The organism is Allobosea sp., assembly GCF_051860145.1.
GTDB lineage: Bacteria > Pseudomonadota > Alphaproteobacteria > Rhizobiales > Beijerinckiaceae > Allobosea.
Genome location: NZ_JBHYEM010000013.1, coordinates 84988 through 111213 on the forward strand (window position 1 = coordinate 84988; position 26226 = coordinate 111213).

The window sequence follows — 26226 nt, forward strand, 5'->3', positions numbered from 1 at the left end:
CCTTCTGATCTTGGCGATGCAGGGAAAGAATGATTGTGAGCGGCCTTACAGGCAAAGCCCGGCCGATGCAAGATTTTGCTGACGGAAGCTCGCGCGTTCTACCAGCTTCCGCCGCGCATCCGGTTGACGAGTTCCTCCAGCCCGGGCTCGCGCCGGCCGGCGCCATCCTGGACCGAGGCGCCCGCCATGGCAGGCAGTTCATGCGGGGCAAGCTCGGCGAAACGCATGCGCATCGGCGTCGCCACGCCCTCGCCGAAGGCGATCGCCTCGCGGTTGCCGATCGAGGACAGGAAGCTGATCGTGCTGGTCGAGGCGTCGGCGATGGCCGAGCGGATGATCTGCTGGTCGCGGTCATTGGCCAGCCGCATCGCGAAGATCGTCGAGCATTGCGACAGGATCGTCGGGTCGAGCTCGCCCGGCCGCTGCGTGACCACGCCGAGATAGGCCCCGTATTTGCGGCCTTCCTTGGCGATCCGGGCGATGGCCTGCCGGGTCGGCGCGAAGCCGAGCGCCTGGTCGGCCGGTACATAGCGATGGGCTTCCTCGCAGAGCAGCAGGACCTCAAAGCTGCCCTGGCTCCACATCGCGAGGTCGAAGGCGACCCGCGACAGCACCGAGGCCACCGAGTTGACCACGTCCGCCGGCAGCCCGGCGAGCTGGAACACGCAGATCGGCCGGCCATGCTGGGGAATCCGGAAGATCTGGCCGATCACCGGCGCCATGCTCTCGACCAGGTTCGCCCGCGCGAACATGAAATGGTAGCGCGGGTCGCCATAGAGCGCCTCGAGCCTGACCTTCAGGGAGCGCAGCGCCGCCCGCGGATAGCGGATCTCGTGCAGGCCGGTCAGCTCGTCGATCACCGCGAAGGCGTCGGTCATCCGGTAGGGCACGGGCGTGTCGCCTGATGCGCCGGGCTTCGGCGCCGTGTCGCGCGGCGCGTTCGGATCGAGCGGGCGCTTCAGCAGCGAGGTGCCGAGATCGCGCGTCAGGTCCTGGGCAGAGGGCGCGCGATAGCGGGCGCGCGCTGCGGCGACGATCTCGCGCAGGATGTCGATCTCGTCGGGCGCGGGCCGGCCCCTGAAGACGACATCGGCGAATTCCTCGAGCCGGAACATCCAGAACGGCAGGTCGAGGCTCTGCGCATCGACCGTCACCGCCTTGTCGGGAAAGGCATGGGCATATTCGTTATGCGGGTCGAGGATGAGCACCCTGAGCTTCGGCCGGGCGGCGACGGCCTTGCGCAGCAACAGCGCCACCGCGCTCGACTTGCCGACGCCGGTGGTGCCGACCAGCGCGAAATGGCGCGAGAGCAGATCCTCGATGCAGACCGTCGCCGGGATCGTGGCGTCCTGCGTCAGATGGCCGATGGCGACGCCGGTCCGGGCGCCGAGATCATGCACCAGCGCGAGGTCGCCGGCACGGATGCGGTGCGCAATCGCGCCGATCGCCGGGTATGTCGTGATGCCGTTCTGGAAATAGGGCCGTCCGCCCTCGTTATCGAGCACTTCGCCGAGCAGCTCGACATCGATATGGACGGCATTGTCGGCCTGCTCGTCCCAGCTCTCCTTGACCGCCCTGATCTCGTAGACGATGCCGACGATGCGGCTGCGGCCGAGATTGATCGAGATCATCCGCCCGATCGTCCAGGTGTCGGGTCCGGGCGTGCCGCTGCGCGGCAAGGTGGTGCCGATCGTCGCGCGTGCGCCGTTGCAGGCGAGCACGCGGCCGATCGACCGGTCGGCGACCTGCGCGACATCGCGGCGTTCCGGCACGATGTCGGTCTCGAACGGGCCTTTGTTGACGGCAAGCTGCACGGAAGGAGCGCCTCTCACGGGTTCTTGTGACCCGTGAAACTAGCGAGCGGCGCTTAAGATTGGTTTCCCGGCGAAAACGGTTTGGCGGCGCGGTTACCAAATTGCGAAGAAACCCCGGAAAGCTCGCGCAGCATCCATCAGCGAACGTGGTCCGCCCGATCAATTTCCTTGCCTTGAGCCGCGGGCGCCGCGGGGCTATTCACGTCGGGAAGGCGAGGGGCTTGCGATGACGAAGAACCGGTTGCGACTGGGCGTGAACATCGATCACGTCGCCACGGTGCGCAACGCGCGTGGCGGCGCCTGGCCTGATCCCGTCCGTGCCGCTCATCTCGCCGTCAAGGCCGGAGCCGACGGCATCACCGCGCATCTCCGCGAGGACCGCCGGCACATCCGCGATACCGACATGCAGCGCCTGGCCACCGAACTGGCCGTGCCGCTGAATTTCGAGATGGCCGCGACCGCCGAGATGATCGCGCTGGCGGAGCGCTTCAAGCCGCATGCGGCCTGTCTGGTGCCGGAGAAGCGCGAGGAGCGCACCACCGAGGGCGGGCTCGACGTCGTCGGCCAGGAGGCCGCCTTGGCGCCGGCGATCGCGAAGCTCGCGGCGGCCGGTTGCCGCGTCTCGCTGTTCATCGAGGCTGACGCGGCGCCGATCCGCGCCGCGGTGAGGCTCGGCGCGCCGGTGGTCGAGCTGCATACCGGCACCTGGTGTCATGCGGTCGCCGATGGCGAGCGCGCCAGGGCCGACGCCGAGCTCCGCCGTCTTGCCGAGGGGGCGGCGCTTGCGGCGTCGCTTGGTCTCGAGGTCCATGCCGGTCATGGCCTCGACTACGACACGGCGCGCGAACTCGCGCGCGTTCCGGCTTTCGTCGAGTTCAATATCGGCCATTTCCTGATCGGCGAGGCGATCTTCGTCGGCCTCGAACAAGCGATCGCCCGGATGCGGGCGGCGATGGACGAGGGGCGCGCGGCCAAGTAGACCGGAGCCATGATCCTCGGCATCGGCTCCGATCTCTGCGACATCCGCCGCATCGAGAAATCGCTCGCGCGCTTCGGCGAGCGCTTCACCCATCGCGTCTTCACCGAAGGCGAACGCGTCAAGTCTGACCGCCGCGCCACCCGCGCCGCCTCCTATGCCCGCCGCTTCGCCGCCAAGGAGGCCTGCTCCAAGGCGCTCGGCACCGGCATGCGGCTTGGCGTGTTCTGGCGCGACATGGAGGTGGTCAACCTGCCGGGCGGCCGGCCGACCATGCGGCTGACCGGCGGCGCCGCCGCGCGCCTCGTGGCGATGACGCCGCCTGGCCATGAGGCCTTCGTGCATGTCTCGCTGACCGACGACATGCCCCTCGCGCAGGCCTTCGTGGTGATCGAGGCGCGGCCGCTGGCGGGACATCGGGGGTGACGGACGGCCCTGATACCGGCACGCAGGAGCGGGCCCGCGCGATTTTCAGGGGGCAGGTGGAAGCCTGCCTGATGCTCGGCTCGCCCTTCACCGCCCTGTTCTGCGAACTCATGGCGGAGCGGCTCGACGATACGAGCGATTTCGGGCGGCGCGCCCTCGGCTGGCAAGGCGACCCGCGCACCGATGCTCTGGCGCTGCGGGCGGCCGGCGCCTTCAACGCGCTCGCGCGCTCGGGCCGCGCGCCGGAGCTTCAGGCTCTGTACCCGCCGGCCAAGGCCGGGCCGGAGGCGCTGTGGCGGGGGCTGAGCGCCGCGCTCGCCGGACATGACCGCTTCCTGACCGCCTATCTCGACAGCGCGCCGCAGACCAACGAGGTCAAGCGCTGCGCCGCCCTGCTCGGCGGCGCGCTCGTCGTCGCCCGCGAGACCGGCCTGCCGCTGGAACTTCTGGAGATCGGCGCCAGCGCCGGCCTCAATCTCGGCTTCGAGCGCTACCGCTACGAGCTCGGTCTGGGACGCTGGGGCGAGGAGGCGGCGCCGGTCGTGATCCGCAGCGAATGGCGGGGCGCGCCGCCGCCGCTAGAGGCCGGGCTGTCGGTCGTGGCGCGCCGCGCCTGCGACCTCAACCCGCTCGACCCGTCGAAGCCCGCCGACCGGGCGCGGGTGCTGTCCTATATCTGGCCCGACCAGGCCGATCGCCTGCGCGTCACCGAAGCGGCCTTCGACGCCGCCGCATTGATGCCCTGGCGCGTCGAGCGGGCCGATGCCGCAGCATGGGTCGAGGCGCGCCTGTCCGAAGACGCCCCGGCCGGCCGGACCCGCATGCTGATGCATACGATCATGTGGCAATACATGCCCGACGAGACCAAGCAGCGCATCGCCTCGGCCATGGCGCGGGCCGGTGCGGCTGCGACGCGCGAGAGGCCGCTGGCTTGGCTGCGGATGGAGCCGGACGGCACGTCCGGCAGCGCTGCGGTAACGCTGACATGCTGGCCGGATGGCGGCGAGCGCGATCTCGGCCGCGCCGATTATCACGGCCGCTGGGTCGAATGGCGCTGAGCCAACCTCGGCGACGCCCACTCCAGAACAAAACCGCCCGCCAAAGGGCGGGCGGTCTGCAGGAATATCTAGGTCTGCCGGACTATTCGGCCGGAGCGGTGCCGACGACCTGGCCTTCCGGCTCAGCGCTCAGCCAGCGATAGACGATGCCGCCGAGCGCGCCGCCGATCAGCGGCGCCACCCAGAACAGCCAGAGCTGCTGAAGCGCCCAGCCGCCGACGAAGAGCGCCGGGCCGGTCGAGCGCGCCGGATTGACCGAGGTATTGGTCACCGGGATGCTGACGAGATGGATCAGGCAGAGCCCGAGGCCGATCGCGAGCGGGGCGAAGCCGGCAGGTGCCTTGCCGTGGGTCGCGCCCATGATGATGAAGAGGAACATCATCGTCATCACGACCTCGACCAGGAAGCCCGAGAGCAGGCTGTATTGGCCGGGCGAATGCTCGCCATAGCCGTTCGAGGCGAAGCCCTTGGCGAGGTCGAAGCCCGGCGCGCCCTTGGCGATCAGATAAAGGACACCGGCGCCGACGACGGCGCCAATGACCTGCGCGACGATATAGGGCAGGACCTGGCTCGTCGGGAAGCGCCCGCCGGCCGCGAGGCCGACGGTGACCGCGGGATTGAGGTGGCAGCCCGAGATGTGGCCGATGGCATAGGCCATGGTCACGACGGTGAGACCAAAGGCGAGGGAGACGCCGAGCAGGCCGATGCCGACCTGCGGGAAACCTGCAGCGATGACAGCGCTACCGCAGCCGGCGAAGGTCAACCAGAATGTGCCGATCGCCTCGGCAGCATACTTCTTCGTACTCATGCTGATTCCCCCAAAAGTTGCGACGCGATATGTGTGAACCTCGCCTTTTGAGCCGTCAATCGCGTTGACGCAGGGGCGCTCCCCGCTTTTGGCGGGCATTTTACACGGGCGGCGCCGGGACTGACCAGAGCACGCGCCGATCAGATTGCGCAGCAATCCGATCGGATCACGCGTTCTCTATCTAGAGTTTAGAGGCGGATTCACCGATCAGGTTGAGTCAACCTGATCGGATCCGGCTCTAGCGGGCCAAACTATTGGCACCTTCCCCTTGCAAGGATCGGGCACACGCTCCGGTGAGCCACCGCGGAGCGCAGCGGAGACGGTGATGACCGGAGTGGAAGACGCGATCGAAGCCCTGGAGACGCAGCTGTCCTGGCTTCCCGCCTGGTTCGTCAGCGTGGCGCTCTTCGGGCTTGCTTTGGCCGCGGCCCTGCTGATGCACCGGATCGCCTACGAGATCATGACGCGGCTCGTCGCCGGCATGGATCTGTTCTGGCGCTCGCTGGTCTCGCGCACCTTCGGGCCGGCGCGCTTCACGGTGATTACGCTCGGGCTCTCCTTCGCCGCCAGCGTCGCGCCGCTCTCGCCGGTGCAGGCCGGGCTGATCCGCCACATCCTGCTGCTCTGCTTCATCCTGCTCGTCGGCTGGATCGCCAAGACGGTCCTGCATATCTGGACGACGGTCTATCTGCGCCGCTTCAAGCTCGACGCGGACGACAATCTCCTCGCCCGCAAGCACGTCACCCAGACGCGGATCCTGCAGCGGGTCGGCGAGATCGCGATCGTGGTCATCGGCCTCTCGGCGGTGCTGATGACCTTCGACGGCGTCCGGCAATACGGCGTCAGCCTGCTCGCCTCGGCCGGCGCGGCGGGCCTCGTGGTCGGCCTGGCGCTGCAGCCGGTGCTCAAGAACATCTTCGCCGGCATCCAGCTCGCGGTGACGCAGCCGATCCGGATCGACGATGCACTCCTCGTCGAGGGCGAGTGGGGCAATGTCGAGGAGATCACCTCGACCTATGTCGTCATCCGGCTCTGGGACTGGCGCCGGCTGATCCTGCCGCTGAGCTATTTCATGGAGAAGCCGTTCCAGAACTGGACGCGGGAAAGCTCGGCCCTGATCGGCACCGTGATGATCTATCTCGACTACACGACGCCGATCGACGCGCTGCGCGCCAAGGTCGAGGAGATCGCCCGCGGCTCCAGGCTCTGGGACGGCCGCGTCGTCAATGTCCAGGTCACCGATTTCCGGCAATCGACCATGGAGGTGCGCATCCTGGTCAGCGCCGGCACCTCGGCGCGCACATTCGACCTGCGCTGCGAGGTTCGCGAGAAGGTGATCGCCTTCCTGCAGAGCGATCATCCAGGCGCCTTGCCCCGCCTGCGCAGCGAGCAGGGCGGCGATGCACGCGGGCCGGTGCTGGCCTCGCTGGCCGTGACGCCGCTGACCTGACGAGCCGGCGTGGCCCTGCTGGCGCCATGATGTGCGCTGATATCGCGTTGTCCCGGGCCGCACATTCCGCTATGCCGCGCCTCGGAACCGATGAAGGAGCGCCCCGGGTGGCCAACGACGCCGAGATCAAGAGCAAGACGGCCAAGGACGAAGGCGGCATCCTCGAGACGATCAAGGTCGTCGTCCAGGCGCTGCTCATCGCGCTGGTCATCCGCACCCTGCTGTTCCAGCCCTTCAACATCCCCTCGGGCTCGCTGATCCCGACGCTGCTGATCGGCGACTATCTCTTCGTCTCGAAATACACCTACGGCTATTCCAAGCATTCGGTGCCCTTCAGCCCGCCGCTGTTCAACGGCCGGGTCTGGGCGGCCGAGCCGAAGCGCGGCGACATTGCGGTCTTCAAGCTGCCGACCGACAATTCCACCGATTACATCAAGCGCGTCATCGGCCTGCCCGGCGACCGCATCCAGATGATCGACGGCATCCTCCACATCAACAACCAGCCGGTGAAGCGCGAGCGCATCGCCGACTACACCACCACCGACAACTGGGGCCGCAGTACCCCGGTGATCCAGTATCGCGAGACCCTGCCCAACGGGGTCAGCCACAACATCATCGAGCGCGAGGGCGACACCGGCACCTTCGACAATACGGCGTTGTTCCGCGTCCCCGAGGGGCATTTCTTCATGATGGGCGACAACCGCGACAACTCGCTCGACTCGCGTGATCGCAGCGTCGGTTTCGTGCCCTTCGAGAATTTCGTCGGCCGCGCCGAGATCATCTTCTTCTCGATCGACGATGGCGCGTCGGCCTGGCGCCTCTGGGAATGGCCCTGGACCGTGCGCTGGAACCGCCTGTTCTCGACGATCAAGTGACGAAGCCGGGCGATAGCGGGCGCAAGAATCCCGACCTCGCGCGGCTGGAGGCGAAGCTCGGCCACGTCTTCGCAGATCGGTCGCTTCTCGAAACCGCGCTGACCCATATGAGCGCCGAAGGCTCCAGGCTCGGCAGCTACCAGCGGCTGGAATTCCTCGGCGACCGCGTGCTCGGGCTGAGCATCGCCGACATGCTGTTCGTGCGCTATCCTCAGGCCGAGGAGGGCGATATGTCTCGGCGCCTGGCCGACCTGGTGCGCAAGGAGACCTGCGCCGAGGTCGCCACCGCCTGGGACCTCGGCAGCTTCATGCGTCTCGGCGAGGGCGAGATCCTCGGCGGCGCCCGCAAGAACAAGGCGATCCTCGCCGATGCCTGCGAATCGATCATCGGCGCGGTCTTCATCGACGGCGGCTATGCCGCGGCCCGCGGCCTCGTCGAGCGCGGCTTCGGGGAGCGCCTGCTGAAGCCGGTGCGGCCGCTGCGCGACGCCAAGACCGTGCTGCAGGAATGGGCCCAGGGACGTGGCTATCCGACGCCGACCTATAGCGAGCGCGGTCGTTCGGGCCCCGATCACGCGCCGATCTTCCGGGTCGCGGCCCGCATCGCCGGCCTCGCCGATGCCGAGGCCGAAGGCCCGTCCAAGCGCCTGGCGGAACAGGCCGCGGCCGAAACCTTCCTGCGCCGCGAGGGGCTCTGGAGCGAAACCATGGGAGGCGAGAATGGCTGAGCCGAATACGCCGACGCGCTGCGGTTTCGTCGCGCTGATCGGCGCGCCCAATGCCGGCAAGTCGACTTTGCTGAACCAGCTCGTCGGCGCCAAGATCTCGATCGTCTCGCGCAAGGTCCAAACCACGCGCACGCAGGTCCGCGGCATCGCGCTCGCGGGCGCCGCGCAGGTCATCTTCGTCGATACGCCCGGCATCTTCGCGCCCAAGCGCCGGCTCGACCGCGCCATGGTGACGAGCGCCTGGGGCGGCGCCACCGATGCCGACCTGACCGGGGTGCTGATCGATGTCGAGCGCTTCGACAACGAGGAGAACACCAGGCTGCTGGAGAAGCTCGCCGAGCTGAAGCAGCCCAAGTTCCTGATCCTCAACAAGATCGACACGGTCGCCAAGGAGAAGCTGCTCGCCATCACCGAGCAGGTGAACGGGCGCGCCAGCTTCGAGACCACCTTCATGGTCGCGGCGCTGACCGGCTATGGCGTCAAGGACGTCCTGACCTGGCTCGAGAGCCGGCTGCCGCTCGGCCCCTGGCTCTATCCGGAAGACCAGATCTCGGACGCGCCGCTGCGCTTCCTCGCTGCCGAGATCACCCGCGAAAAGATCTTCGAGCGGTTGCATGATGAATTGCCCTATCGCTCGACCGTCGAGACGGAGAGCTGGCAGCAGCGGCCCGACGGCTCGGTGCGCATCGAGCAGACGATCTATGTCGAGCGCGAGGGCCAGCGGAAGATCGTGCTCGGCGAGGGCGGCCAGACCATCAAGGCGATCGGCCAGAAGGCCCGCGTCGAGATTTCCGAGGCCGCCGAGGCCAAGGTCCATCTCTTCCTGTTCGTGAAGGTCCGCGAGAACTGGAGCGACGATCCGGAACGCTATCGCGAAATGGGGCTGGAGTTTCCTAAGGGGTGAGTCGCTATTGCGAGCAGGTCATCCCGGCCGGAGCGCAGCGCAGAGCCGGGATCCATGCCTGAACCTGTATCGGACGCGCTCGGGCATGGATCCCGGGTCTCCCTTCGGTCGCCCGGGATGACGCCGTCAGTCAGCGCGAGCCTCGAAACGCCGCCGCCAACTCCCTGACGAAGGCGTTTGCGCGCGGTGTCGAGACGTTGCTCCTGAGCACGACCTGCGTGGCGCCGAGCGCCGGCAGATCCCACTGCGGTCCGACATCGACCGTGCCGGCAGGCGCGATCCGCGCCGCCAGCGGCGAGACGCCGAGCCCGACCTGCACGGCGGCGGCGACGGCCGCCATGCCGCCGCCGATGAAGGCCTCGCGCCAGGCGATGCCGGCGCGGTCGAGCGCGTCGATACCGAGCCGTCGCAGGCCGCATTCGGCGATCAGGTTGATCAGGGGCAGCGGCCCGTTCTCCTGCCGCGTCAGGCTGTCCGCCGCGAACCAGCCGAGGGCGTCGTCGCGCAAGACCTCGCCCGTTCGCCCCGGGGCAAAGCGGCGGACGATCACGACGTCGAGCTCGCCTCGTTCGAACGCTTCCTCGAGCGCCCGCGACGGTTCGATCCTGAGATTGATGACGATGCCGGGGTCATGCGCTGAGAGCCGCGCCAGCACGGCCGGAATCTCGGCGCCGACCGCCTGTTCGCTGATCCCGACGGCGATCCGCTCGGGCGCCGTGGTGAAGGCCGAAAGCGCCTTGCCATGCGCCGCCAGCAACTCGCGCGCCGCCGGCACGAAACGCTCGCCCTCGCTCGTCAGCCGCACCAGCCGCGGGTGGCGCTGGAGCAGGACATGGCCGAGCACCTCCTCCAGGCGCTTCACCCGCGTGCTGACCAGCGATTGCGTCGTCCCGAGCGCCTCGGCGGCGCGCGTGAAGCTGCGCAGGTCGGCGGCGCCAAGGAAGGCGGCCACTGCATCGATATCGAGCGAGGCGGTGATCATAGATCTAATATCCGTATCTTTGATATCATCAGTAATACGCTACTACGATGTAACGCCAGGCGCTAGCTTGTTCGGGACGGCGAGGCGGAGTGCCCCGCCTGAACCGGAGACCCATCATGCCCCTGATCCGTATTTCCATGAGGCGCGGCCGCCCCGCCTCCGAGCCCGCCGCCATTGTCGACGGCGTTTACCGCGCGCTGCGCGAGACCTTCGAGGTGCCGGAGGACGATCTCTTCGCCGTCGTGCATCAGCATGACGCCGACGAGTTCGTCTTCAACGCCCGGTATTTCGGCTTCAGCCGGACGGCCGGGCTGGTCATCATCCAGCTCTTCGTCGCCAATACCCGCGGCGTCACCCAGAAGAAGGCGCTCTATGCCAAGATCGCCGAGAACCTGCGCCGCGAGCCCGGGCTGAAGCCCGACGACATCTTCATCAACCTGGTCGAGGTCAAGCGTGAGGACTGGTCCTTCGGCGGCGGCATCGCGCAATATGTCGCGTGATCGAGGATCGCAGCGATATCAGCGCTGCCTGTCGCGATACTCGTAGATGATCGGGTCCGCGCCCTCAGTGCTCTTCAGGTCGCAATGGCCGCCGCTGCGGCCTTTCCACTCTGCGCCGCGATAGCAGGCGTCGAGCGCCTTGAAGCGGCGCTGCTCCCACTCGCTCGCGATTCGCTGTTTCTCCCAGCGCGCCGCGATCCGGCGCCATTGCGCCGCGTCGTAGCCGCAGGTGCTGGTCGCGCTGCGGGTCATGCAGTCCGGCGTTTCTTCCAGCTCCGGCTGCGGGTGCTCGATCGCGGCGACGAGCGTGCGCCCTATCAACCCGTCCGTCCCCTTGCGCCCCACCTGCATGATCTGCCGGCCGGAATCGCGCAGGCCGGTGAAGCCGAACCTCATGGCCGACCCGAGGCCGTCCTCCATGTTCACCCCGCCGATGGTGAGCAGCCCCGTGCCGGTATTCTTCTTCAGCTCCTCGTCTGCATCGGGCATTGGCCGAAAGCGGAAGGTGTATTTGCCCTCGCCCTGCGGGTAGAGGAACTGGACATGGCTAGCCTGGCTCTCGATCGTCACCGTCAGCCGCTTGCCGCCCTCCGCGATCGGCTTCAGCCCGTCCGGCGGCGGCAGGGTGCGGTTCTCCTCCGCGACGATCATGCCCCAGCGCTCCTCCGGCACCGGGATCGGATGGATGAAGACGACACCGCCTTTCGCCAGCAGATCGCCGCCGATGAAGATGGTGAGGTCCGATTGGGTCTTGTCCGCGGCCGCTTCCGTGCAGGCGCTGGAACAGAGCGCGACGGCGAGCAGGGCGGCCTTGGCGGGCATAGGCAGAGTCATCGCGCGATCATAGCCGCAACCGCGCCCGCTCTGGAACCGCCGCGCGCTTCGGCTTAATCCCTATTCATGGAATGGCGCGACGAGGGCACGATCATCGGCATCCGGCAGCATGGCGAGAGCGCCGTGATCCTGGAGGTGATGACGCGCGACCACGGCCGCCATCTCGGCCTCGTGCGCGGCGGCCGCTCGACCAAGGTGCAGCCGGTTCTCCAGCCGGGCAATGCGGTAGCGCTGACCTGGCGGGCGCGGCTCGACGAGCATCTCGGCGAATACAGGATCGAGCTCCTGACATCGCATGCGGCGAGGCTGATGGCAGCCCCCGTCGCACTCTACGGGCTTGCCACGATCTCGGCGCTGCTGCGGCTCCTGCCGGAGCGCGATCCGCATCCGGGGCTGCACGAGGCGCTGTCGGTGCTGGTCGAGCATCTCGACGAGCCGTCGCTCGCGCCGGCGCTGATCGTCCGTTTCGAGATCGCGATGCTCTCCGAACTTGGCTTCGGGCTCGATCTGGTGCGCTGCGCTGTCACCGGCGCGAACGAGGACCTGAGCCATGTCTCGCCGAAATCCGGCAAGGCGGTCAGCCGGGCCGCTGCCCAGCCCTATCTCGACAGGCTGCTGCCCTTGCCGGCCTTCCTCAGCGAGGGCCAGGGCGCGCGCCAGCCGGCGCCGGCCGACATCGCCGCCGGCTTCGCGCTGACCGGCTTCTTCCTCAAGCGCCATGTCCTCGAGCCGCGCGGGCTGAGCGAGGCGCCCGAGCGGGCACGGCTCATCGAGATTGCGGCACGAATCCACTGACTTTTTGGCCGTTACGACGCTATGACGCTTTGCGCGGCTTGTGCGGGGGCGGCATCGTCATGCCAAGTGATTCGGGTGTATGACGGCCTCGAGCCCTCATCCTGAGGAGCGACCGCAGGTCGCGTCTCGAAGGATGTTTCAGAGAGCACTGGACCATCCTTCGAGACGCCGCTACGCGGCTCCTCAGGATGAGGGCTGCGAGAGCTGTCCGAGAGAAGGTTTAGGTAGAATCCCATGGGTAAACCGGTCGATCCGCCGCCGGAGGACGAGACCGAGCGCATCGATCTGAAATCGGCGCTCGAGGAGCGCTATCTCGCCTATGCGCTCTCCACCATCATGCACCGCGCCCTGCCGGATGCGCGCGACGGGCTGAAGCCCGTCCATCGCCGCATCCTGCACGCCATGCGCCTGCTCAGGCTCGATCCCGGTCAGGTCCACAAGAAATGCGCCCGCATCGTCGGCGACGTCATCGGCAAGTTCCACCCGCATGGCGACCAGTCGGTCTATGACGCGCTGGTCCGCCTCGCCCAGGATTTCGCCCAGCGCTACCCGCTCGTCGACGGCCAGGGCAATTTCGGCAATATCGACGGCGATAACGCCGCCGCCTACCGCTATACCGAAGCGCGCATGACCGAGGTCGCGCGCCTCCTGCTCGACGGCATCGAGGAGGACGCGGTCGACTTTCGCGAGACCTACAATGGCGAGGACGAGGAGCCGGTTGTGCTCCCGGCCGCCTTCCCGAACCTGCTCGCCAACGGCTCGCAGGGCATTGCGGTCGGCATGGCGACCTCGATCCCGCCGCACAACGCGGCCGAGCTCTGCGATGCGGCGCTCTACCTGATCCAGCATCCGGAGACGACCTCCGAACAGCTCATGACCTTCGTGCCCGGTCCGGATTTCCCGACCGGCGGCATCATCGTCGAGAGCCGCGCCTCGATGGCTGAGACCTACCGCACCGGGCGCGGCGCCTTCCGCACCCGTGCGCGCTGGCATGTCGAGGACCAGGGCAGGGGAACCTGGCTCGCCGTCGTCACCGAGATCCCCTACATGGTCTCGAAGGGCCGGCTGATCGAGAAGATCGCCGAGCTGCTCAACGAGCGGAAGCTGCCTTTGGTCGCCGACCTCCGCGATGAATCGGCGGAGGACATCCGCATCGTCATCGAGCCGCGCGCCCGCAATGTCGACTCCAACCTGATGATGGAATCGCTCTTTCGGCTCACCGAGCTCGAAGCGCGCATCCCGATGAACATGAACGTCCTGACCGGCGGGCTGGTGCCGCGCGTGCTCGGACTGAACGAAGCCCTGCGCGCCTGGCTCGACCATCGCCGCGACGTGCTGCTGCGCCGCTCGCGCTTCCGCCTCGGCCAGATCGACAAGCGCCTCGAGATCCTGCGCGGCCTGCTGATCGTCTATCTCGACCTCGACCGGGTGATCAAAATCATCCGCGAGGAGGACGAGCCCAAGACCGAGCTGATGCGCTATTTCGAGCTCAGCGAAATCCAGGCCAACGCCATCCTCGACACCCGCCTGCGCGCCTTGCGCAAGCTCGAGGAGATGCAGCTCAAGACCGAGCTCGACGAGCTGACCACCGAGAAGGGCCAGATCGAGGGGCTGCTCGCCTCCGAGGCGACGCAGTGGAAGACGATCGCCTGGGACATCCGCGAGGTGAAGAAGCTGTTCGGCCCCGAGACCGCGATCGGCAAGCGCCGCACCACCTTCGCCGACATGCCCGACACCACTGGTATCGACCTGACCCAGGCGATGGTCGAGCGCGAGCCGATCACCGTGGTCGTCTCGAAGAAGGGCTGGATCCGGGCGCTCAAGGGCCATGTCCAGGATCTCTCGACGCTCTCCTTCAAGGGCGATGACGCACTCCAGCTCGGCTTCTTCACCGAGACCACCGCCAAGGTCCTGGTGCTGACCTCGAACGGCAAGGTCTTCACGCTGGAGGCTTCCAAGCTGCCGGGCGGCCGCGGTTTCGGCGATCCGATCCGCCTGATGATCGAGCTGGAGGAGACGGCCGACATCGTCTCGGCCTTCGCCTACAAGCCGGGCCTGAAGCTGCTGATGGCGACCACGGACGGGCGCGGCTTCGTCGTCTCGACCGACGATGTCGTGGCCAATACCCGCAAGGGGCGCCAGGTGCTCAACGTCGCCAGCCCCGTCAAGGCGCTGCTCGCCGTCCCGGCCGAGGGCGACCATGTCGCGATCATCGGCGAGAACCGCAAGCTGCTCTGCTTCCCCATCTCCGAGGTCGCCGAGATGGCGCGCGGCAAGGGCGTTCGGCTGCAGCGCTACAAGGATGGCGGCGTCTCGGACGCCAAGGTCTTCGCGCTGGCGGAAGGGCTGACCTGGCTCGACACCTCCAACCGGACCTGGACCGTGCCGGCGGCCGAGCTGATCGACTGGCTCGGCCATCGTGCCGAGGCCGGCAGGCTGCCGCCCAAGGGCTTCCCGAAGAACAACAGGTTCGGGGGGTGAGCCTTCTCCCCCCTGCGGGAGAAGGGAAGGCGCGGGATCAATCCGCCCGAGAATGACGCGTTTTCAAGACGTTAAGCCGCGACCTTGAATCAAGCCGCCAACGGCTTGAATCGATCTCTGAAGCTCAGCGCCGGATCTCCTGCCCGACCACGCTGACTTCGAGCCCGAGCGTCAGGTTGTTGGTCACCGCCCACTCGATGCCGGCGCTCGCCTCCGGCCGGACAGCGATCTGGCTGCGGTCGAAGGGCGAGTTGAACGGCGAGGCGCCGAAGCGCCAGGTCTCGTTGGCCGCGCTCAGACCGACCTTGGTGTAGAGCAGCACGTCGGGCGTCGCCAGCACGCCGGCCTTGAACTGGAAGGCGCCGGCGATATCGCGCGTATAGGCGACATTGCCGAAGCTCGGCGTGCCGTAGCCGCCGATGGCCGGTGCGAATTCGAGGGCGCCGACGATGCCGTAGACGAAATCGCCGTCGCGCCACATCTTGCCGCCTTCGAGCCCGATGGTCGGGCCGGCCGAGCTGCCGAAGCGCTTGGAGCTCGTGACCTGGAAGCCGCTCGAGATGCGGGCATAGGAGCCCTCCCACTTGACGCCGCCGGGCGCCAGCGTCGGCTCCGACCAGGCGAAGGAGGGCAGGGTGGCGAAGCCGGTGAAGGGCAGGAGGGCCTGCGCGCTCGCGCCGCCGGCGCTGAGGGCGAGAGTGCAGAGCGCGGCGGAGAGAGGGAGAAATCTCACGTCGAAGGCATCCTTGCAGCCGAACCTTGCGGTCAGGCTAGCAGAAGGTCGCGGGAATGTCGCGGATTTGTGGCCGCAGCCGGTTCAAGCCTACGCGATCTTGCGCGCCCACGGGATCGTGCAGCCTACGCGATCCTGGTCTTGAGCTTGAGGAAGCGCATCGTCCGCTCGGCCGTCGCCGCGTCAAGATTGGCATAGCCCTTCAGCTCGGTCTCGATGTCCTGCGACGCGAAGAGCAGCCGCCGCGCGCGCAGGTCGAGCAGCGCCTTGAAGGCCTCGATGCCGACATTCAGCGAACGGCAGGTCACGGCGATGCCGCTGACATCGCGCTGGAGCAGCACGCGCAGCGCCTGTTCGTTGGTGATGTCGGCCGTCTGCGCGAGCGTCTCGGCGAGATGGTAGGCGCGGTCTTCCTCGGCGAGCATGACGAGCACGTCGTCGAGGCTGCGTTTCCCTGCGGCGAGCTCGGTGAGCAGGAGCTTGACCTCCAGCCGCTGCTGGCGCGCGCGCCGCCCCAGGGTCGCAGCCTCGTCCGCCGGCTTCGACCAGAGCCCGCTGCCGACGCTGAGCCCCTCGACGATGCGCAGCACACGGCTGGCCCGGGCCGAATTGAGGTCGGAGCGCCTGACGAGCGCATTGCCGATCTCCGCGTCGCCGCCGCCGCGCGCGAGCAGCGTATCGAAACCCTTGTCGGAGAATTGCGCGCCCTCGTTGCTGCTGACCGTCTGCAGCACGTCGCGGTCGCCGCGCGTGACGAGGATGTCGGTCAGCCCTTCGGAAAGCCGCGCCCGTTCTGCGATCGCGACGAGATGCTGCTGCGACTGGCTGACCGCGATGGCGGCGAGGTCGGTGTCGGTCAGCACCGGCGAGAGTTTCAGCACGAGGCGCGCGACTTCGGCATCCGTGTCGCCGGCCAGCGTCACCGCGACCTGGCGCGGCAGGCTCGGCACGGAGGCGACCTGATCGGCATAGGCCTTCCGGTCTTCGCCGCCGAGATGGGGCAGCGAGCGCAGCGCGATCTCGCCGTAATCAGCCTTGGCCGGTTCGCTCGGATCCTGGTCGAGCAGGAAGAGATCGGTGACGGCGTTGAGCAACTGCCGACGCGACTCCGAGGACATCCCGGAGGGCATCCGCGTCAAGGAATCCAGCATGTGCCCCCCGGAAGGCGTCAGGTCAGGCCGGCACCCTGCCGTGACGGGATTTGATTTAGTCTTAAACGGCTCGCGTATTTCGTGGCTTATCGTGCGATTGCACGCATTGGTCGAAAATGCGGATCAATACACCTAAGGTTGTGTATCGATCCGCCAAGATCCGATTGCGCTGCTTTAGGCTTCGGCCTTCGCCCAGAACAGCCGGTCGAGCGCCAGCATGACGACCAGCGAGGCGCCGACGAGCGGAAAGACGACCCCGCCGATCGCCAGGATGGCGAGGACGCCATAGAGCGTGCGCCGCTCGGGCGGCAGCGGCGGCACGCCGAGCGACCCGGCAGGCCGCCTCTTCCACCACATCATCCCGGCCGAGACGGCGAGCAGCACGATCGCGATGCAGACCGCGAGCATGAAGAGCTGGTTCGCCAGGCCGAATTCCTGGCCCATATGCACGTTGATGCCCCATTCGAGCCATTTCCCGAGCGGGCCGTAATCGGCGAAGGACATGTCGATCAGCGGCTCGCCGCTATACTGGTCGAGATGGATCACGCGCTGGCGCGAAAGGTCCTTCGGATAGACCGAGCCGGTATAGACCCCGGCCGGCCCGCTCGGCAGGTTGACCGCATAGCCGCGCACCAGGCCGAGCCCGTCGAACTTCGCCACCGCCGCGTCGAGCCCGATCGGCGCCGCCGCCTTCGCCACCGATTCCGGCACCCGCGCCTGCTCCAGCGACCAGGAGGTCGGCCCGGCATGGTGCAGATGCTCGTCCGACATCGGCAGGGCGACGCGCACGCCGGCGGGATAGCCAAAGTTGTTGCCGTTGGCCCAGCGGTTGACCTGGTCGCCCCAGAGCACCGACCAGGGCATGCCGGTGATCGCCAGGAAGACGATGAAGAAGCCGGCGAAGGCGCCGGTGACGGCATGGAGATCGCGCCAGAAGATGCGCTTGCCGGCATCGCCACGCACCGAGACCACGCCGCCCTTGCGCCCGCGCGGCCACCACAAATAGAGCCCGGTCCCGACCAGCAGGATCGACCAGCCGCCGACGATCTCGATCACCCCGTTCGCGACCGGCCCGAAATAGGCGAGGCTGTGGATCTGCCGCACGATCCACATCACCGTGCCCTTGTCGGGGATCTGTCCGAGCACGCGCCCGTCATAGGGGTCGACATGCACGACCTTGCGCGCGCCGGCGGCGTCGCGGACGGTCACCTCCGCCGCCGAGGCCGGCGTTTCCGGCGGCACGAATTTCACGGCCTGGCCCGGGAAGGCGGCGAGCGCGTTCTCGACCATCTTGCTCGCGGCCACGGGGGCATCCGACCGGATCTCGACCCGTTTCAGATCGCGATGGATCAGGCCGTCGATCTCGGCGCGGAAGAGGTAGAGCCCGCCGGTGACCGCGAGCAGGATCAGGAAGGGCAGCGTCAGCAGCCCGGCATAGAAATGCCAGCGCCAGACGGCGCGGTAGAAGGAGGCGGCACGAGGGGTCGCGCGTGCGGGCGCGGCCTCCGCCGATGAGACGGTCGTCATTGAGAATGTCCTGTGCTGAAGGGAAGGAAACCGGCTTCAGGACAGGACGGGCGGCGCGCGGGCGCCGAGCGGATAGGCGATGCCGCCGGTCGCGGCGACCGTGGCGGGGGGATGGAAGAATGTCGCTGCGGCGGCATAGCCGAGGCGTCGGGGCAGGGCGGATGCGGCGGGCGGCGGGGTGCCGGCCGCATTGGCGAGGCAGCCCAGCGCGCAGCAGCTCTTGCTCTGGTCTTGCTCTTGTCCTTGCCCCGCCGGAGCGGACGGCTCGGACGAGCCGCCGGGCGCGCAAAGCACATGCTGCGGGAAGGGCGAGGGCGCGGCCACAAGTCCGGCACCGAGCGCCAGCAGGATGGCGTTGAAGATCAGCGCATAGGCGCAGGTAACGGCGATGATGCCGCGTCCCCAGCCCGATCGCTTCACTGTCCCGCCCATGCCCTTGCGCTAAGGCGCGGCAGGCTGCCGGTCAACCGCTCCGCTCGGTGCAGCCTCCGCGCCCTTTGGTCACGCCGCCGGCAGGCAGGCAGGCCCGAGCGGCTCGAAGCTCTTATAGGTCAGGATGAATTCCTGGTGGCCGAGCTCTTCCGACTTGGTGCGTGCGCCCTGCGCCAGCGAGACGACGAGGTCGCGGATCTCGCTGCCGACCTCGTCGAGTCCGGCGCGGCCCTCGAGGATGCGGCCGGCATCGACATCCATGTCGTCGCTCATCCGGCGATAGGTCTCGGGATTGGCGCAGATCTTCACCACCGGCGAGATCGCCGAGCCGACGACCGAGCCGCGCCCGGTGACGAACAGCACGCAATGCGCGCCGCAGGCGATCAACTCGGCGATCTCGGCATTGTCGTTGATGTTGGGAAAGCCGAAGCGGACCTCGCCATCCGGCACCACGTCGAGCAAATAGAGCCCGCCATGGGGCGGGATGTCGCCGGGCTTGATCAGGCCCGAGATCGGCGAGGCGCCGGACTTGGCATAGGCGCCCATCGATTTCTCCTCGATGGTCGAGAGCCCGCCCTCGGCATTGCCTGCCGCGAAGGAGCCGTAGCCCAGCGTCGCATAATAGCGCGCCGCCTTCGCCACTGATTTCTCCAGCTCGACGCCGAGCTCCGGCGTGATGGCACGCGCGGCCATGATGTGCTCGCAGCCGATCAGCTCGCCGGTCTCCTCGAAGATGCAGGCGGCGCCTTCGGCGATGAGCTGGTCGAAGGCGCGCCCCGCCGCCGGGTTGCCGGTGATGCCCGAGGTGCCGTCGGAACCGCCGCAGACAGTGCCGACGACGAGCTCGCTCACTGCCATCGGCACGGTGTCCTGCGCGTCGAGCCGCTCGCGCTCGGCCTCGACCCAGGCGCGACCCTCCCTGATCGAGGCGCGCGTACCGCCGGTGCCCTGGATGATGAGCGTCTTCACCGGCCGGCCGGAGGCGCGCACCACCCGTTCCAGCGCGAACTTGTTGAAGCTCTCGCAGCCGAGCGAGACCAAGAGCACCGCGCCGACATTGGGATGCGTGCAGAGCCGCTCCATCATCGTCTCGGCATAGCCGTTGGGGTAGCAGCCCGGAAAGCCGATGACATGGACGCCGTTCTCGCGCCAGGGCAGCGCGATCTCGCGCGCGACATGGTGGGCGCATTCGACCAGATAGGCGACCGCGACGGTGTTGCGGATGCCCTTGCGCCCGTCGGAGCGGAGATAGCCGCGAAGCCCCATCATTGTGTCGCTCCCGCCTTGCGCTCGTCCTCGAGATGATAGGTCGGGGTGTAGTCGCTCTTCATGTTCTGAACATGGACATGCTGGCCGGGCGCGATGGCTTCTGTTGCGACGCCGATCGGCGCGCCGTATTTCAGGATCTTCTCGCCCGGCGCGATCGTGCGTCGGGCGATCTTGTGGGCGAGCGGAATGTCGCGGTCGAGCGCTGCCGGGCCGGCACCGGTCTCGACCGTCTCCCCGGCCGGCAGCCGCGTCCGCGCGACGAAGACATTGTCGCGCGGGTCGAGCAGGATCAGCCGCTGATCATGGGTCATCGTCAGAACTTGCCGAATTGCAGATAGGCTTCCTGCGGGTCGGTGCCGGCGAGGATCGCGGTGCGCACCTTGTTCTCGGTCGAGATCGCGGTCTCGGCCTTCTCCAGCACCTCCTCGATCACCTCGACGGGGATGCGCACGACGCCGTCGCGGTCGCCGAGGATGTAGTCGCCCGGCCGGATCCAGACCTCGCCGATCTTGATCGGCTCGTCGATCGTCTTGGGCAGCCAGAAGCCGACGATGTCGCGCGGCGTATAGGCCCGGAAATAGGCCTGGAAGCCCATCTCGATCATGAACTCGGTATCGCGCGACAGCCCGTCGATGACGCAGCCGCGCACGCCCTTGTTCTTCAGCGTCTCGGCCGAGAGCTCGCCCATCAGCGCGACCTGATCGGTATTGGGCTGGCAGACCCAGACATGGCCGGGCTTGGCGCGCGAAAGCAGGCCGGTCCAGCCGAGCAGCGTCTCATGAGCGTCGAAGCCGGGGTCGGTCTTGCCCTCGACGGTGAAGGCCGGGCCGGCGAGCTTCCGGCCGGGCAGGAGCGGCCTGAGCTCGGGCGGCAGGGTGAAGTCGCTGAGGCCCATGGCGCGCATCACGTCATGGATGATCCCGGTATAGCAGCGCTCCAGCCGCTCGGTCAGTTGCTCGCTCATGGTTCCTCCGGCTGGCCTCTGACGCGGCAGGGATTGCCGCGCGGGCCCTTGGATCGCCGTGCGTCCTACCGGACGCAAAGTGGCGATCCCTTTTCTTGGTTCAGCATCGGATTATTCCGAAAAGTGGATTCCACTTTTCGGTCCGATGCTCCAGCGCCAGAGTGCGGCGGCATGGAAATGGCCGCAAGCGCGTTTTTCGCGCGGCGCGGATGCGTTTCAATCGGTTTAGATCAGTCTTCCGCCCGTTCCCAGCCCTGGGGGGACAGTCGCTCCTGCGGCAGGAAGCGGGCCTTGTAGGCCATCTTCGGCGAGCCCTCGACCCAATAGCCGAGATAGACGTAAGGAAGGCCCAGCTTGCGGGCCCGCTCGATATGGTCGAGCACCATGTAGGTGCCGAGCGAGCGCGCCTCCAGCGCCGGGTCGAACACCGAATAGACCATCGACAGCCCGTCATTCAGCCGGTCGGTCAGCGCCATGGCGAAGAGATCGCCCTCGCCGCGCCTGGTGAAGCCGCTGTCGGGACCGCGCCGACGGTATTCGATCAGGCTGGTCTGGACATGCGTGTCCTCGATCATCATCGCGAAATCGAGCGCCGACATCGTCGCCATGCCGCCATCGGGATGGCGCTCGTCGAGATAGCTGCGGAACAGCGAATAGTGCTCGGAGCGCGGCTGCGGCGGCAGTTCTTCGCCGATCAGGTCGCTGTTGCGCGAGAGCACGCGCCGGAACCCGCGCGAGGGCCGGAAATCGTCGACGCAGACACGGACCGAGATGCAGGAGCGACAGGTTTCGCAGGCCGGCCGATAGGCGATGCTCTGCGAGCGCCGGAAGCCGCCCTGCGAGAGCACGTCGTTGAGGTCGCGCGCCCGGCCGCCGACAAGATGCGTGAACACCTTGCGTTCCTCGCGCCCGGGCAGGTAGGGGCAGGAGGTCGGTGACGTCAGATAGAATTGCGGGGCATCCCGCAACGGTCGCGTCACGTTCGCATCGCTCCGAAAACGATCTGGACCGTCAATGTAGCAGCAGAGCCGCCGGCAACAAGCCGGGCGGTCGTCAATTCCGCACTACCACGAGCCCGGTCAGGATGTCGTGGCCGAGCCGGCGGTCGGTACGCACGAAGCCGCACAGGATGTCGAGGAACCAGAGCGCCACGGTGCCGGCCGCGACATAGAACAGCAGCGCGTGCACGGCCGAGGCGAGCCCGTCCGGCCGGCCGCCATTGACCGTCTCGACCTTCAGGCCTGCCATGCGCATGCCCCAGGTCGACTGCCGCGGGCCGCCGATCGTGAGAGCTGCATAGCCGAGCGCGGTCGCGACCGTCGCGATCGGCAGCAGCAGCCAGGTCGCCCCGAAGGTGACGATGCCGAGGAAGATCAGCGCCAAAAACACCATCCAGCCGAGGATGAAGAGCACGATGATGTCGCCGATCCAGGCGAACAGGCGCGAGCCCAGCACGCCGCTGACATTCTGCAGCGGCCGCTGCTCGATCGGCGTGATCGCGGGACGCTCGTAGCTGCGGTCGCTCATCGAAGGGTCATATCCTCTGTCCAGGCGGAAATTCGCCCTCCGCCATAATGTTTGATCAGCGATCCTGTTCCGCAAGACCACGCGGCAGGATGCGGCGCGGCAGGAAGCCCTCGGTGCGTAGCGCGTCCTCGATCGCCTTGGTATGGGCTTCGCCGCGCGTCTCGACGGTGACGTCGAGCGTCACGCCCTTGGCCGGCACGTCGAGGAAGAGCCGGCCGTGGCTGACCTCGAGGATATTGGCGCCCTGCTCGCCGAGCAGGCTCGCGACCTTGCCGAGCAGGCCCGGCCGGTCGCTGGCGGTGAGGCGGAAGGCGGCGATGCGGTTCTCGCGCTCGAGCTCGCGCACCATGATCGCGGCGAGCAGGCGGGTGTCGATATTGCCGCCGCAAAGCACGAGGCCGATCTTGCGGCCGCGATAGCGGTCCGGCTCCTTGAACATCGCCGCGAGCCCGGCGGCGCCGGCGCCCTCCGCGAGCGAATGCTGCAGGCTGGCATAGGCGTTGACCGCGCGCTCGATCAAATCCTCGCCGACCAGCACGATGTCGGAGACGAGGCTGGAGACGATCGGCAGGGTCTGCTGGCCGACGGTCTTGACCGCGATGCCTTCGGCCAGCGTCGCGCCGCCGATCGGCCGGTCCTCGCCATTCACGGCGTTGAAGAAGGATGGGTAGAGCGCGGCCTCGACGCCGATCAGCTCGATCTCCGGCTTCAGCGCCTTGGCCGCGATGGCGTTTCCGGCCATCAGCCCGCCGCCGCCGAGCGGGATGATCAGCATGTCGAGATCGGGCGCATCCGCCAGCATTTCCTGCGCGACCGTGCCCTGGCCGGCCATGACGGCTGCGTCGTCGTAGGGGTGCACGAAGACGAGCGCCTCGGCGTCCGCCAGTTCCCGCGCGCGCTGCGCCGATTCATAGAGCGTCTCGCCATGCAGCACGACGCGCGCGCCATGCGCCCGCGTGTTCTCGACCTTCACCAGCGGCGTCGTCTCCGGCATCACGATCGTCGCCGGGATGCCGAAGCGCCGGGCGTGATAGGCCACGGCCTGGGCATGGTTGCCGGCCGACATGGCGATGACGCCGCGCGCCTTCTCGGCCTCGGTCAGGCCGAGCAGCTTGTTGACCGCGCCGCGTTCCTTGAAGGAGGCGGTCGCCTGCATGTTCTCGTGCTTCACCAGGACGGTCGCGCCGGTGAGCTCGGACAGGCGCGGCGCCGGCACCAGCGGGGTGCGCAGGACATGGCCCTCGATCCGGCGCGCGGCTGCATCGATATCGGCGGGAGTGATCGCGAAAGGCTCGCTCATTAGGGATTCCGTTCAGACCTGGCGAGGCGCCAGCGCGCCGTCGCCGAAGAAACCGCCGGGGCGCAGGATCAGCACCACGGCGAGCAAGCTATAGACGGCGATGTCGCGTTGTTCGAGCGGCATGGTCGAGGACCAGATAACCTCGAACAAGGCGATGCTCAGCCCGCCGAGGCAGGCGCCCGCGACCGAGCCGATGCCGCCGAGAATGGCCGCGACCAGCGCTTTCAGGCCGAGCGTGAAGCCGCCGGCGAAGCCCATGCCGCCATAGATCGCGGTGACGATCACGCCGGCCGCGCCGCAGGCCGCGCAGGCGAGGATCAGCGCCCGGTCATGCACCGCCCGCGCATCGATGCCGAAGAGCGCGGCCGTGCGGGCATCGTCCGAGACCGCGCGCCAGGCGCGCCCGAAGGCCGACCAGCGGATCAGCAGCACGAGCCCTGCCGCCGCGGCCAGTCCCGCCGCTGCGAGCGCCAGCCCGACCGGCGTCGCGGTCACCACGAAGCTGCCGGCTCGCGCCAGCGCCCAGGGTTCGTTGAAGACCGGCGGCAGCCAGCGCAGGTCCGGCCCCTGCGCCAGCCTCAGATATTCGGAGAGGCCGATGGCGAGCCCGATCGTGGCGATCAGCATCTGCTGGCCGTTGGCCCGCTCGAGATGGCGCAGCACGAAGCGGCCCATGGCGAAGCCGTGGAAGGCCGTGACCAGCATCGCGACCGCAAAGGCGACGAGCAGGCCGGTGACCGGCGTCGACAGCGCGACGGAGACCAGCAGCGCGACCCCGACGACGGCGGCCAGCGCCCCCAATGCCGCAAACTCGCCAAAGCTCAGGACGATGCGCCCGGTCAGGCCGTAGATCAGGGCATAGGCCGAGGCGAGAAGCGCATAGATGGCGGCCGAGGGCAGGGCGCTGAGGCCCTGCTGCAGGCCGTAGGCGAGGGCGGAGGGTAGCTGCGGCAGATCCTCGAGGCGCTTGGCGCCGGGATCGGGCGGCGGCTCCTCGCGGTTCTCGAGATAGAAGCGCCTGAGCAGGTAGAAGCTCGCGTCGCTCATCGGCCGCCCATCCGCGGCCACCCCGATGAGAGCGCCGCGCTGCAGACTCATGCCCTCGCCGGCGAAGAGGCAGTCGATCAGGCGCTGCCGGGCCGGCCCCGCGCCGATCTCGACACGATAGAAGATCCGCAGGACATTGCTGCGCGGCCCGGAGGTCACCCGCTCGATCGCGATGCGCGCGCCCGGCGGGTTCAAGGGCGGGATCGCCTGCCGGCAGAGCCGCGTCTGGTCCGTGTCGAAGCGCTCGCCGCAGCCGGCGAGGGCCAGGCCGAGCAGAATCAGGAGCGGCAGGAGAGGGCGCATCGCGCAGACGCTAGCGCGGGACGGGGCGGGTTGAAACTCACGAGCCGAGATCGTCATTGCGAGCGAAGCGAAGCAATCCAGCCCGCCCGCTCGACGGCCCCTGGATTGCTTCGTCGCTACGCTCCTCGCAATGACGTCGCTAGACGGCCGCCTTCAGCGTCTCCGCCACGCGCGGCGCGAAATAGGTCAGCACGCCGTCGGCGCCGGCGCGCTTGAAGGCGGTCAGGCTCTCCAGCATCGCCTTGTCGCCGTCGAGCCAGCCGTTCTGGGCGGCCGCCTGGATCATCGCGTATTCGCCCGAGACCTGGTAGGCGAAGGTCGGCACGCGGAACTGGTCCTTCACCCGGGCGATGATGTCGAGATAGGGCATTCCCGGCTTGATCATCACCATGTCGGCGCCCTCTTCGAGATCGAGCGCGACCTCGGCGATCGCCTCGTCGGAATTGGCCGGGTCCATCTGATAGGTGCGTTTGTCGCCGATCAGGGTGGCGTTGGTGCCGATCGCGTCGCGGAAGGGGCCATAGAAGGCCGAGGCATATTTGGCGGCATAGGCCATGATCTGGACCAGCTCGAAACCGGCCTCGTCCAGGGCCGAGCGGATCGCGCCCACGCGCCCGTCCATCATGTCGGAGGGGGCGATCACATCGGCGCCGGCATCGGCCAGGGCAAGGGCCTGCTGCGTCAGGATGCGCACGCTGGCATCGTTCAGGACCGTCTCGCCCGCCATCACCCCGTCATGGCCATGCGAGGTGTAGGGGTCGAGCGCCGCATCGCAAATGATGCCGATCTCAGGAACCTCGGCCTTGATGGCGCGCACCGCGCGGCACATCAGGTTCCTCGTGTTCAGCGCTTCGGAACCGGTCGCGTCGCGCAGGCTCTTCTCGACATAGGGGAAGGGCGCGATCGCCGGGATGCCCAGGCTCGCCGCATGGGCGCTCTGGCGCACCGCCTCCTCGATGTTCAGGCGGTCGATGCCGGGCATCCAGGCGACTGCGGATCGCGCCTGCGACGAATCGACCAGGAAGATCGGCCAGATCAGGTCGTTGGTGGTGAGCACCGACTCGCGCACCAGCCGGCGCGACCAGTCCGCCTTGCGGTTGCGCCGCATGCGCCGGGTCAGGCTGAGCGAATCCGCACTGCGCACACCGACCGCTGGCGCCTCGTCCTGCCGCGACAGGGGGGCCGGAAAGGGCCGTACAACCCGAGATGCCATGGAATGCCTCCGCCCGTCGGGCGCCGATGCCTGATCCTTTGCCGGGATGCTTAGCACATCGGAACCGTTCCAAAACAGAGGTGGATGGTCGCAACGGCGCGATCGGCGAGGTGCAAGCTCGCGCGTTGA

General features: G+C 67.9%; 26 protein-coding genes. 10 read left to right on the forward strand and 16 right to left on the reverse strand.

What is annotated here, in order from left to right:
- Positions 1-98: 98 nt before the first annotated feature.
- The gene (locus ACTIF2_RS19575; RefSeq protein WP_439498786.1) at positions 99-1814 is read right to left on the reverse strand and encodes an ATP-binding protein; all 1716 of its coding nucleotides are present in this window, start codon (positions 1812-1814) and stop codon (positions 99-101) included.
- Between the two features lie 226 nt (positions 1815-2040).
- On the opposite strand from ACTIF2_RS19575, the gene ACTIF2_RS19580 reads away from it, so the two are divergent.
- From ACTIF2_RS19580 to ACTIF2_RS19590, 3 genes are read left to right on the forward strand one after another with little or no spacing between them, the layout of a single operon-like run.
- The gene (locus tag ACTIF2_RS19580) at positions 2041-2793 is read left to right on the forward strand and encodes a pyridoxine 5'-phosphate synthase (protein ID WP_439498787.1); all 753 of its coding nucleotides are present in this window, start codon (positions 2041-2043) and stop codon (positions 2791-2793) included.
- A gap of 9 nt (positions 2794-2802) precedes the next feature.
- Entirely contained in the window at positions 2803-3216 is a 414-nt protein-coding gene (gene acpS / locus ACTIF2_RS19585; protein WP_439498788.1) for a holo-ACP synthase, read from the forward strand.
- The gene (locus ACTIF2_RS19590) at positions 3213-4274 is read left to right on the forward strand and encodes a DUF2332 domain-containing protein (RefSeq protein WP_439498789.1); all 1062 of its coding nucleotides are present in this window, start codon (positions 3213-3215) and stop codon (positions 4272-4274) included. The genes acpS and ACTIF2_RS19590 overlap by 4 nt, the downstream gene beginning before the upstream one ends.
- Before the next feature lie 82 nt (positions 4275-4356).
- Here the strand turns inward: ACTIF2_RS19590 and aqpZ are convergent, their stop codons facing one another.
- Entirely contained in the window at positions 4357-5082 is a 726-nt protein-coding gene (gene aqpZ, locus ACTIF2_RS19595; protein ID WP_439498790.1) for an aquaporin Z, read from the reverse strand.
- Between the two features lie 325 nt (positions 5083-5407).
- Here aqpZ and ACTIF2_RS19600 point away from each other — a divergent pair, with 325 nt between their 5' ends.
- The 4 genes from ACTIF2_RS19600 (at position 5408) to era (ending at position 9039) form a co-directional block, all read left to right on the forward strand.
- On the forward strand, positions 5408-6532 hold the full coding sequence (locus ACTIF2_RS19600) for a mechanosensitive ion channel family protein (RefSeq protein WP_439498791.1): 1125 nt from the start codon (positions 5408-5410) through the stop codon (positions 6530-6532).
- A 107-nt stretch (positions 6533-6639) separates the two neighbouring features.
- Entirely contained in the window at positions 6640-7407 is a 768-nt protein-coding gene (gene lepB / locus ACTIF2_RS19605) for a signal peptidase I (RefSeq protein ID WP_439498792.1), read from the forward strand.
- Positions 7359-8135: a ribonuclease III gene (rnc, locus tag ACTIF2_RS19610; RefSeq protein WP_439498793.1), complete on the forward strand. Its 777-nt coding sequence runs from the start codon at positions 7359-7361 to the stop codon at positions 8133-8135. The genes lepB and rnc overlap by 49 nt, the downstream gene beginning before the upstream one ends.
- Positions 8128-9039 (forward strand): GTPase Era, encoded by a 912-nt coding sequence (gene era / locus ACTIF2_RS19615; protein WP_439498794.1) that lies wholly within the window; start codon positions 8128-8130, stop codon positions 9037-9039. Before rnc ends, era begins: the two co-directional genes overlap by 8 nt.
- A gap of 130 nt (positions 9040-9169) precedes the next feature.
- Here the strand turns inward: era and ACTIF2_RS19620 are convergent, their stop codons facing one another.
- Positions 9170-10021 carry a LysR family transcriptional regulator gene (locus ACTIF2_RS19620; RefSeq protein ID WP_439498795.1) on the reverse strand — a complete coding sequence of 284 codons (852 nt, stop codon included), beginning with the start codon at positions 10019-10021 and terminating at the stop codon, positions 9170-9172.
- 116 nt (positions 10022-10137) lie between these two features.
- Between ACTIF2_RS19620 and ACTIF2_RS19625 the strand changes: the two genes are divergently transcribed.
- On the forward strand, positions 10138-10521 hold the full coding sequence (locus ACTIF2_RS19625; RefSeq protein WP_439498796.1) for a tautomerase family protein: 384 nt from the start codon (positions 10138-10140) through the stop codon (positions 10519-10521).
- An 18-nt stretch (positions 10522-10539) separates the two neighbouring features.
- Here ACTIF2_RS19625 and ACTIF2_RS19630 read toward each other — a convergent pair whose 3' ends face one another.
- Positions 10540-11355 carry a hypothetical protein gene (locus ACTIF2_RS19630; protein WP_439498797.1) on the reverse strand — a complete coding sequence of 272 codons (816 nt, stop codon included), beginning with the start codon at positions 11353-11355 and terminating at the stop codon, positions 10540-10542.
- A 66-nt stretch (positions 11356-11421) separates the two neighbouring features.
- On the opposite strand from ACTIF2_RS19630, the gene recO reads away from it, so the two are divergent.
- Both recO and parC read left to right on the forward strand, forming a co-directional pair.
- Entirely contained in the window at positions 11422-12150 is a 729-nt protein-coding gene (recO, locus tag ACTIF2_RS19635; protein WP_439498798.1) for a DNA repair protein RecO, read from the forward strand.
- Between the two features lie 234 nt (positions 12151-12384).
- The gene (gene parC / locus ACTIF2_RS19640; protein WP_439498799.1) at positions 12385-14631 is read left to right on the forward strand and encodes a DNA topoisomerase IV subunit A; all 2247 of its coding nucleotides are present in this window, start codon (positions 12385-12387) and stop codon (positions 14629-14631) included.
- Positions 14632-14755: 124 nt separating this feature from the next.
- Here the strand turns inward: parC and ACTIF2_RS19645 are convergent, their stop codons facing one another.
- The 12 genes from ACTIF2_RS19645 to hemB all read right to left on the reverse strand — a co-directional run bounded on the left by ACTIF2_RS19645 (position 14756) and on the right by hemB (position 26097).
- Entirely contained in the window at positions 14756-15364 is a 609-nt protein-coding gene (locus tag ACTIF2_RS19645) for an outer membrane protein (protein ID WP_439498800.1), read from the reverse strand.
- Positions 15365-15489: 125 nt separating this feature from the next.
- The gene (locus tag ACTIF2_RS19650) at positions 15490-16482 is read right to left on the reverse strand and encodes a DUF2336 domain-containing protein (RefSeq protein ID WP_439498801.1); all 993 of its coding nucleotides are present in this window, start codon (positions 16480-16482) and stop codon (positions 15490-15492) included.
- A gap of 207 nt (positions 16483-16689) precedes the next feature.
- A complete protein-coding gene (locus ACTIF2_RS19655; protein WP_439498802.1) occupies positions 16690-18042 on the reverse strand; it encodes a PepSY-associated TM helix domain-containing protein in 1353 nt (450 codons plus the stop codon).
- A 36-nt stretch (positions 18043-18078) separates the two neighbouring features.
- Positions 18079-18462: a hypothetical protein gene (locus ACTIF2_RS19660; protein ID WP_439498803.1), complete on the reverse strand. Its 384-nt coding sequence runs from the start codon at positions 18460-18462 to the stop codon at positions 18079-18081.
- A gap of 81 nt (positions 18463-18543) precedes the next feature.
- Complete coding sequence (locus tag ACTIF2_RS19665; RefSeq protein ID WP_439498804.1) at positions 18544-19743, reverse strand: UxaA family hydrolase; 1200 nt, start codon at positions 19741-19743, stop codon at positions 18544-18546.
- Positions 19740-20054, reverse strand: a complete 315-nt coding sequence (locus tag ACTIF2_RS19670; protein ID WP_439498805.1) for a UxaA family hydrolase — start codon at positions 20052-20054, stop codon at positions 19740-19742. Before ACTIF2_RS19670 ends, ACTIF2_RS19665 begins: the two co-directional genes overlap by 4 nt.
- Before the next feature lie 2 nt (positions 20055-20056).
- A complete protein-coding gene (locus ACTIF2_RS19675) occupies positions 20057-20707 on the reverse strand; it encodes an RraA family protein (RefSeq protein ID WP_439498806.1) in 651 nt (216 codons plus the stop codon).
- Positions 20708-20937: 230 nt separating this feature from the next.
- Entirely contained in the window at positions 20938-21687 is a 750-nt protein-coding gene (locus ACTIF2_RS19680) for an arginyltransferase (protein ID WP_439498807.1), read from the reverse strand.
- Positions 21688-21760: 73 nt separating this feature from the next.
- Positions 21761-22234 carry an RDD family protein gene (locus ACTIF2_RS19685; RefSeq protein ID WP_439498808.1) on the reverse strand — a complete coding sequence of 158 codons (474 nt, stop codon included), beginning with the start codon at positions 22232-22234 and terminating at the stop codon, positions 21761-21763.
- A gap of 55 nt (positions 22235-22289) precedes the next feature.
- On the reverse strand, positions 22290-23534 hold the full coding sequence (locus ACTIF2_RS19690; RefSeq protein WP_439498809.1) for a threonine ammonia-lyase: 1245 nt from the start codon (positions 23532-23534) through the stop codon (positions 22290-22292).
- Between the two features lie 12 nt (positions 23535-23546).
- Entirely contained in the window at positions 23547-24884 is a 1338-nt protein-coding gene (locus ACTIF2_RS19695) for a branched-chain amino acid ABC transporter permease (RefSeq protein WP_439498810.1), read from the reverse strand.
- Between the two features lie 139 nt (positions 24885-25023).
- Complete coding sequence (gene hemB / locus ACTIF2_RS19700) at positions 25024-26097, reverse strand: porphobilinogen synthase (RefSeq protein WP_439498811.1); 1074 nt, start codon at positions 26095-26097, stop codon at positions 25024-25026.
- Positions 26098-26226: the final 129 nt, after the last annotated feature.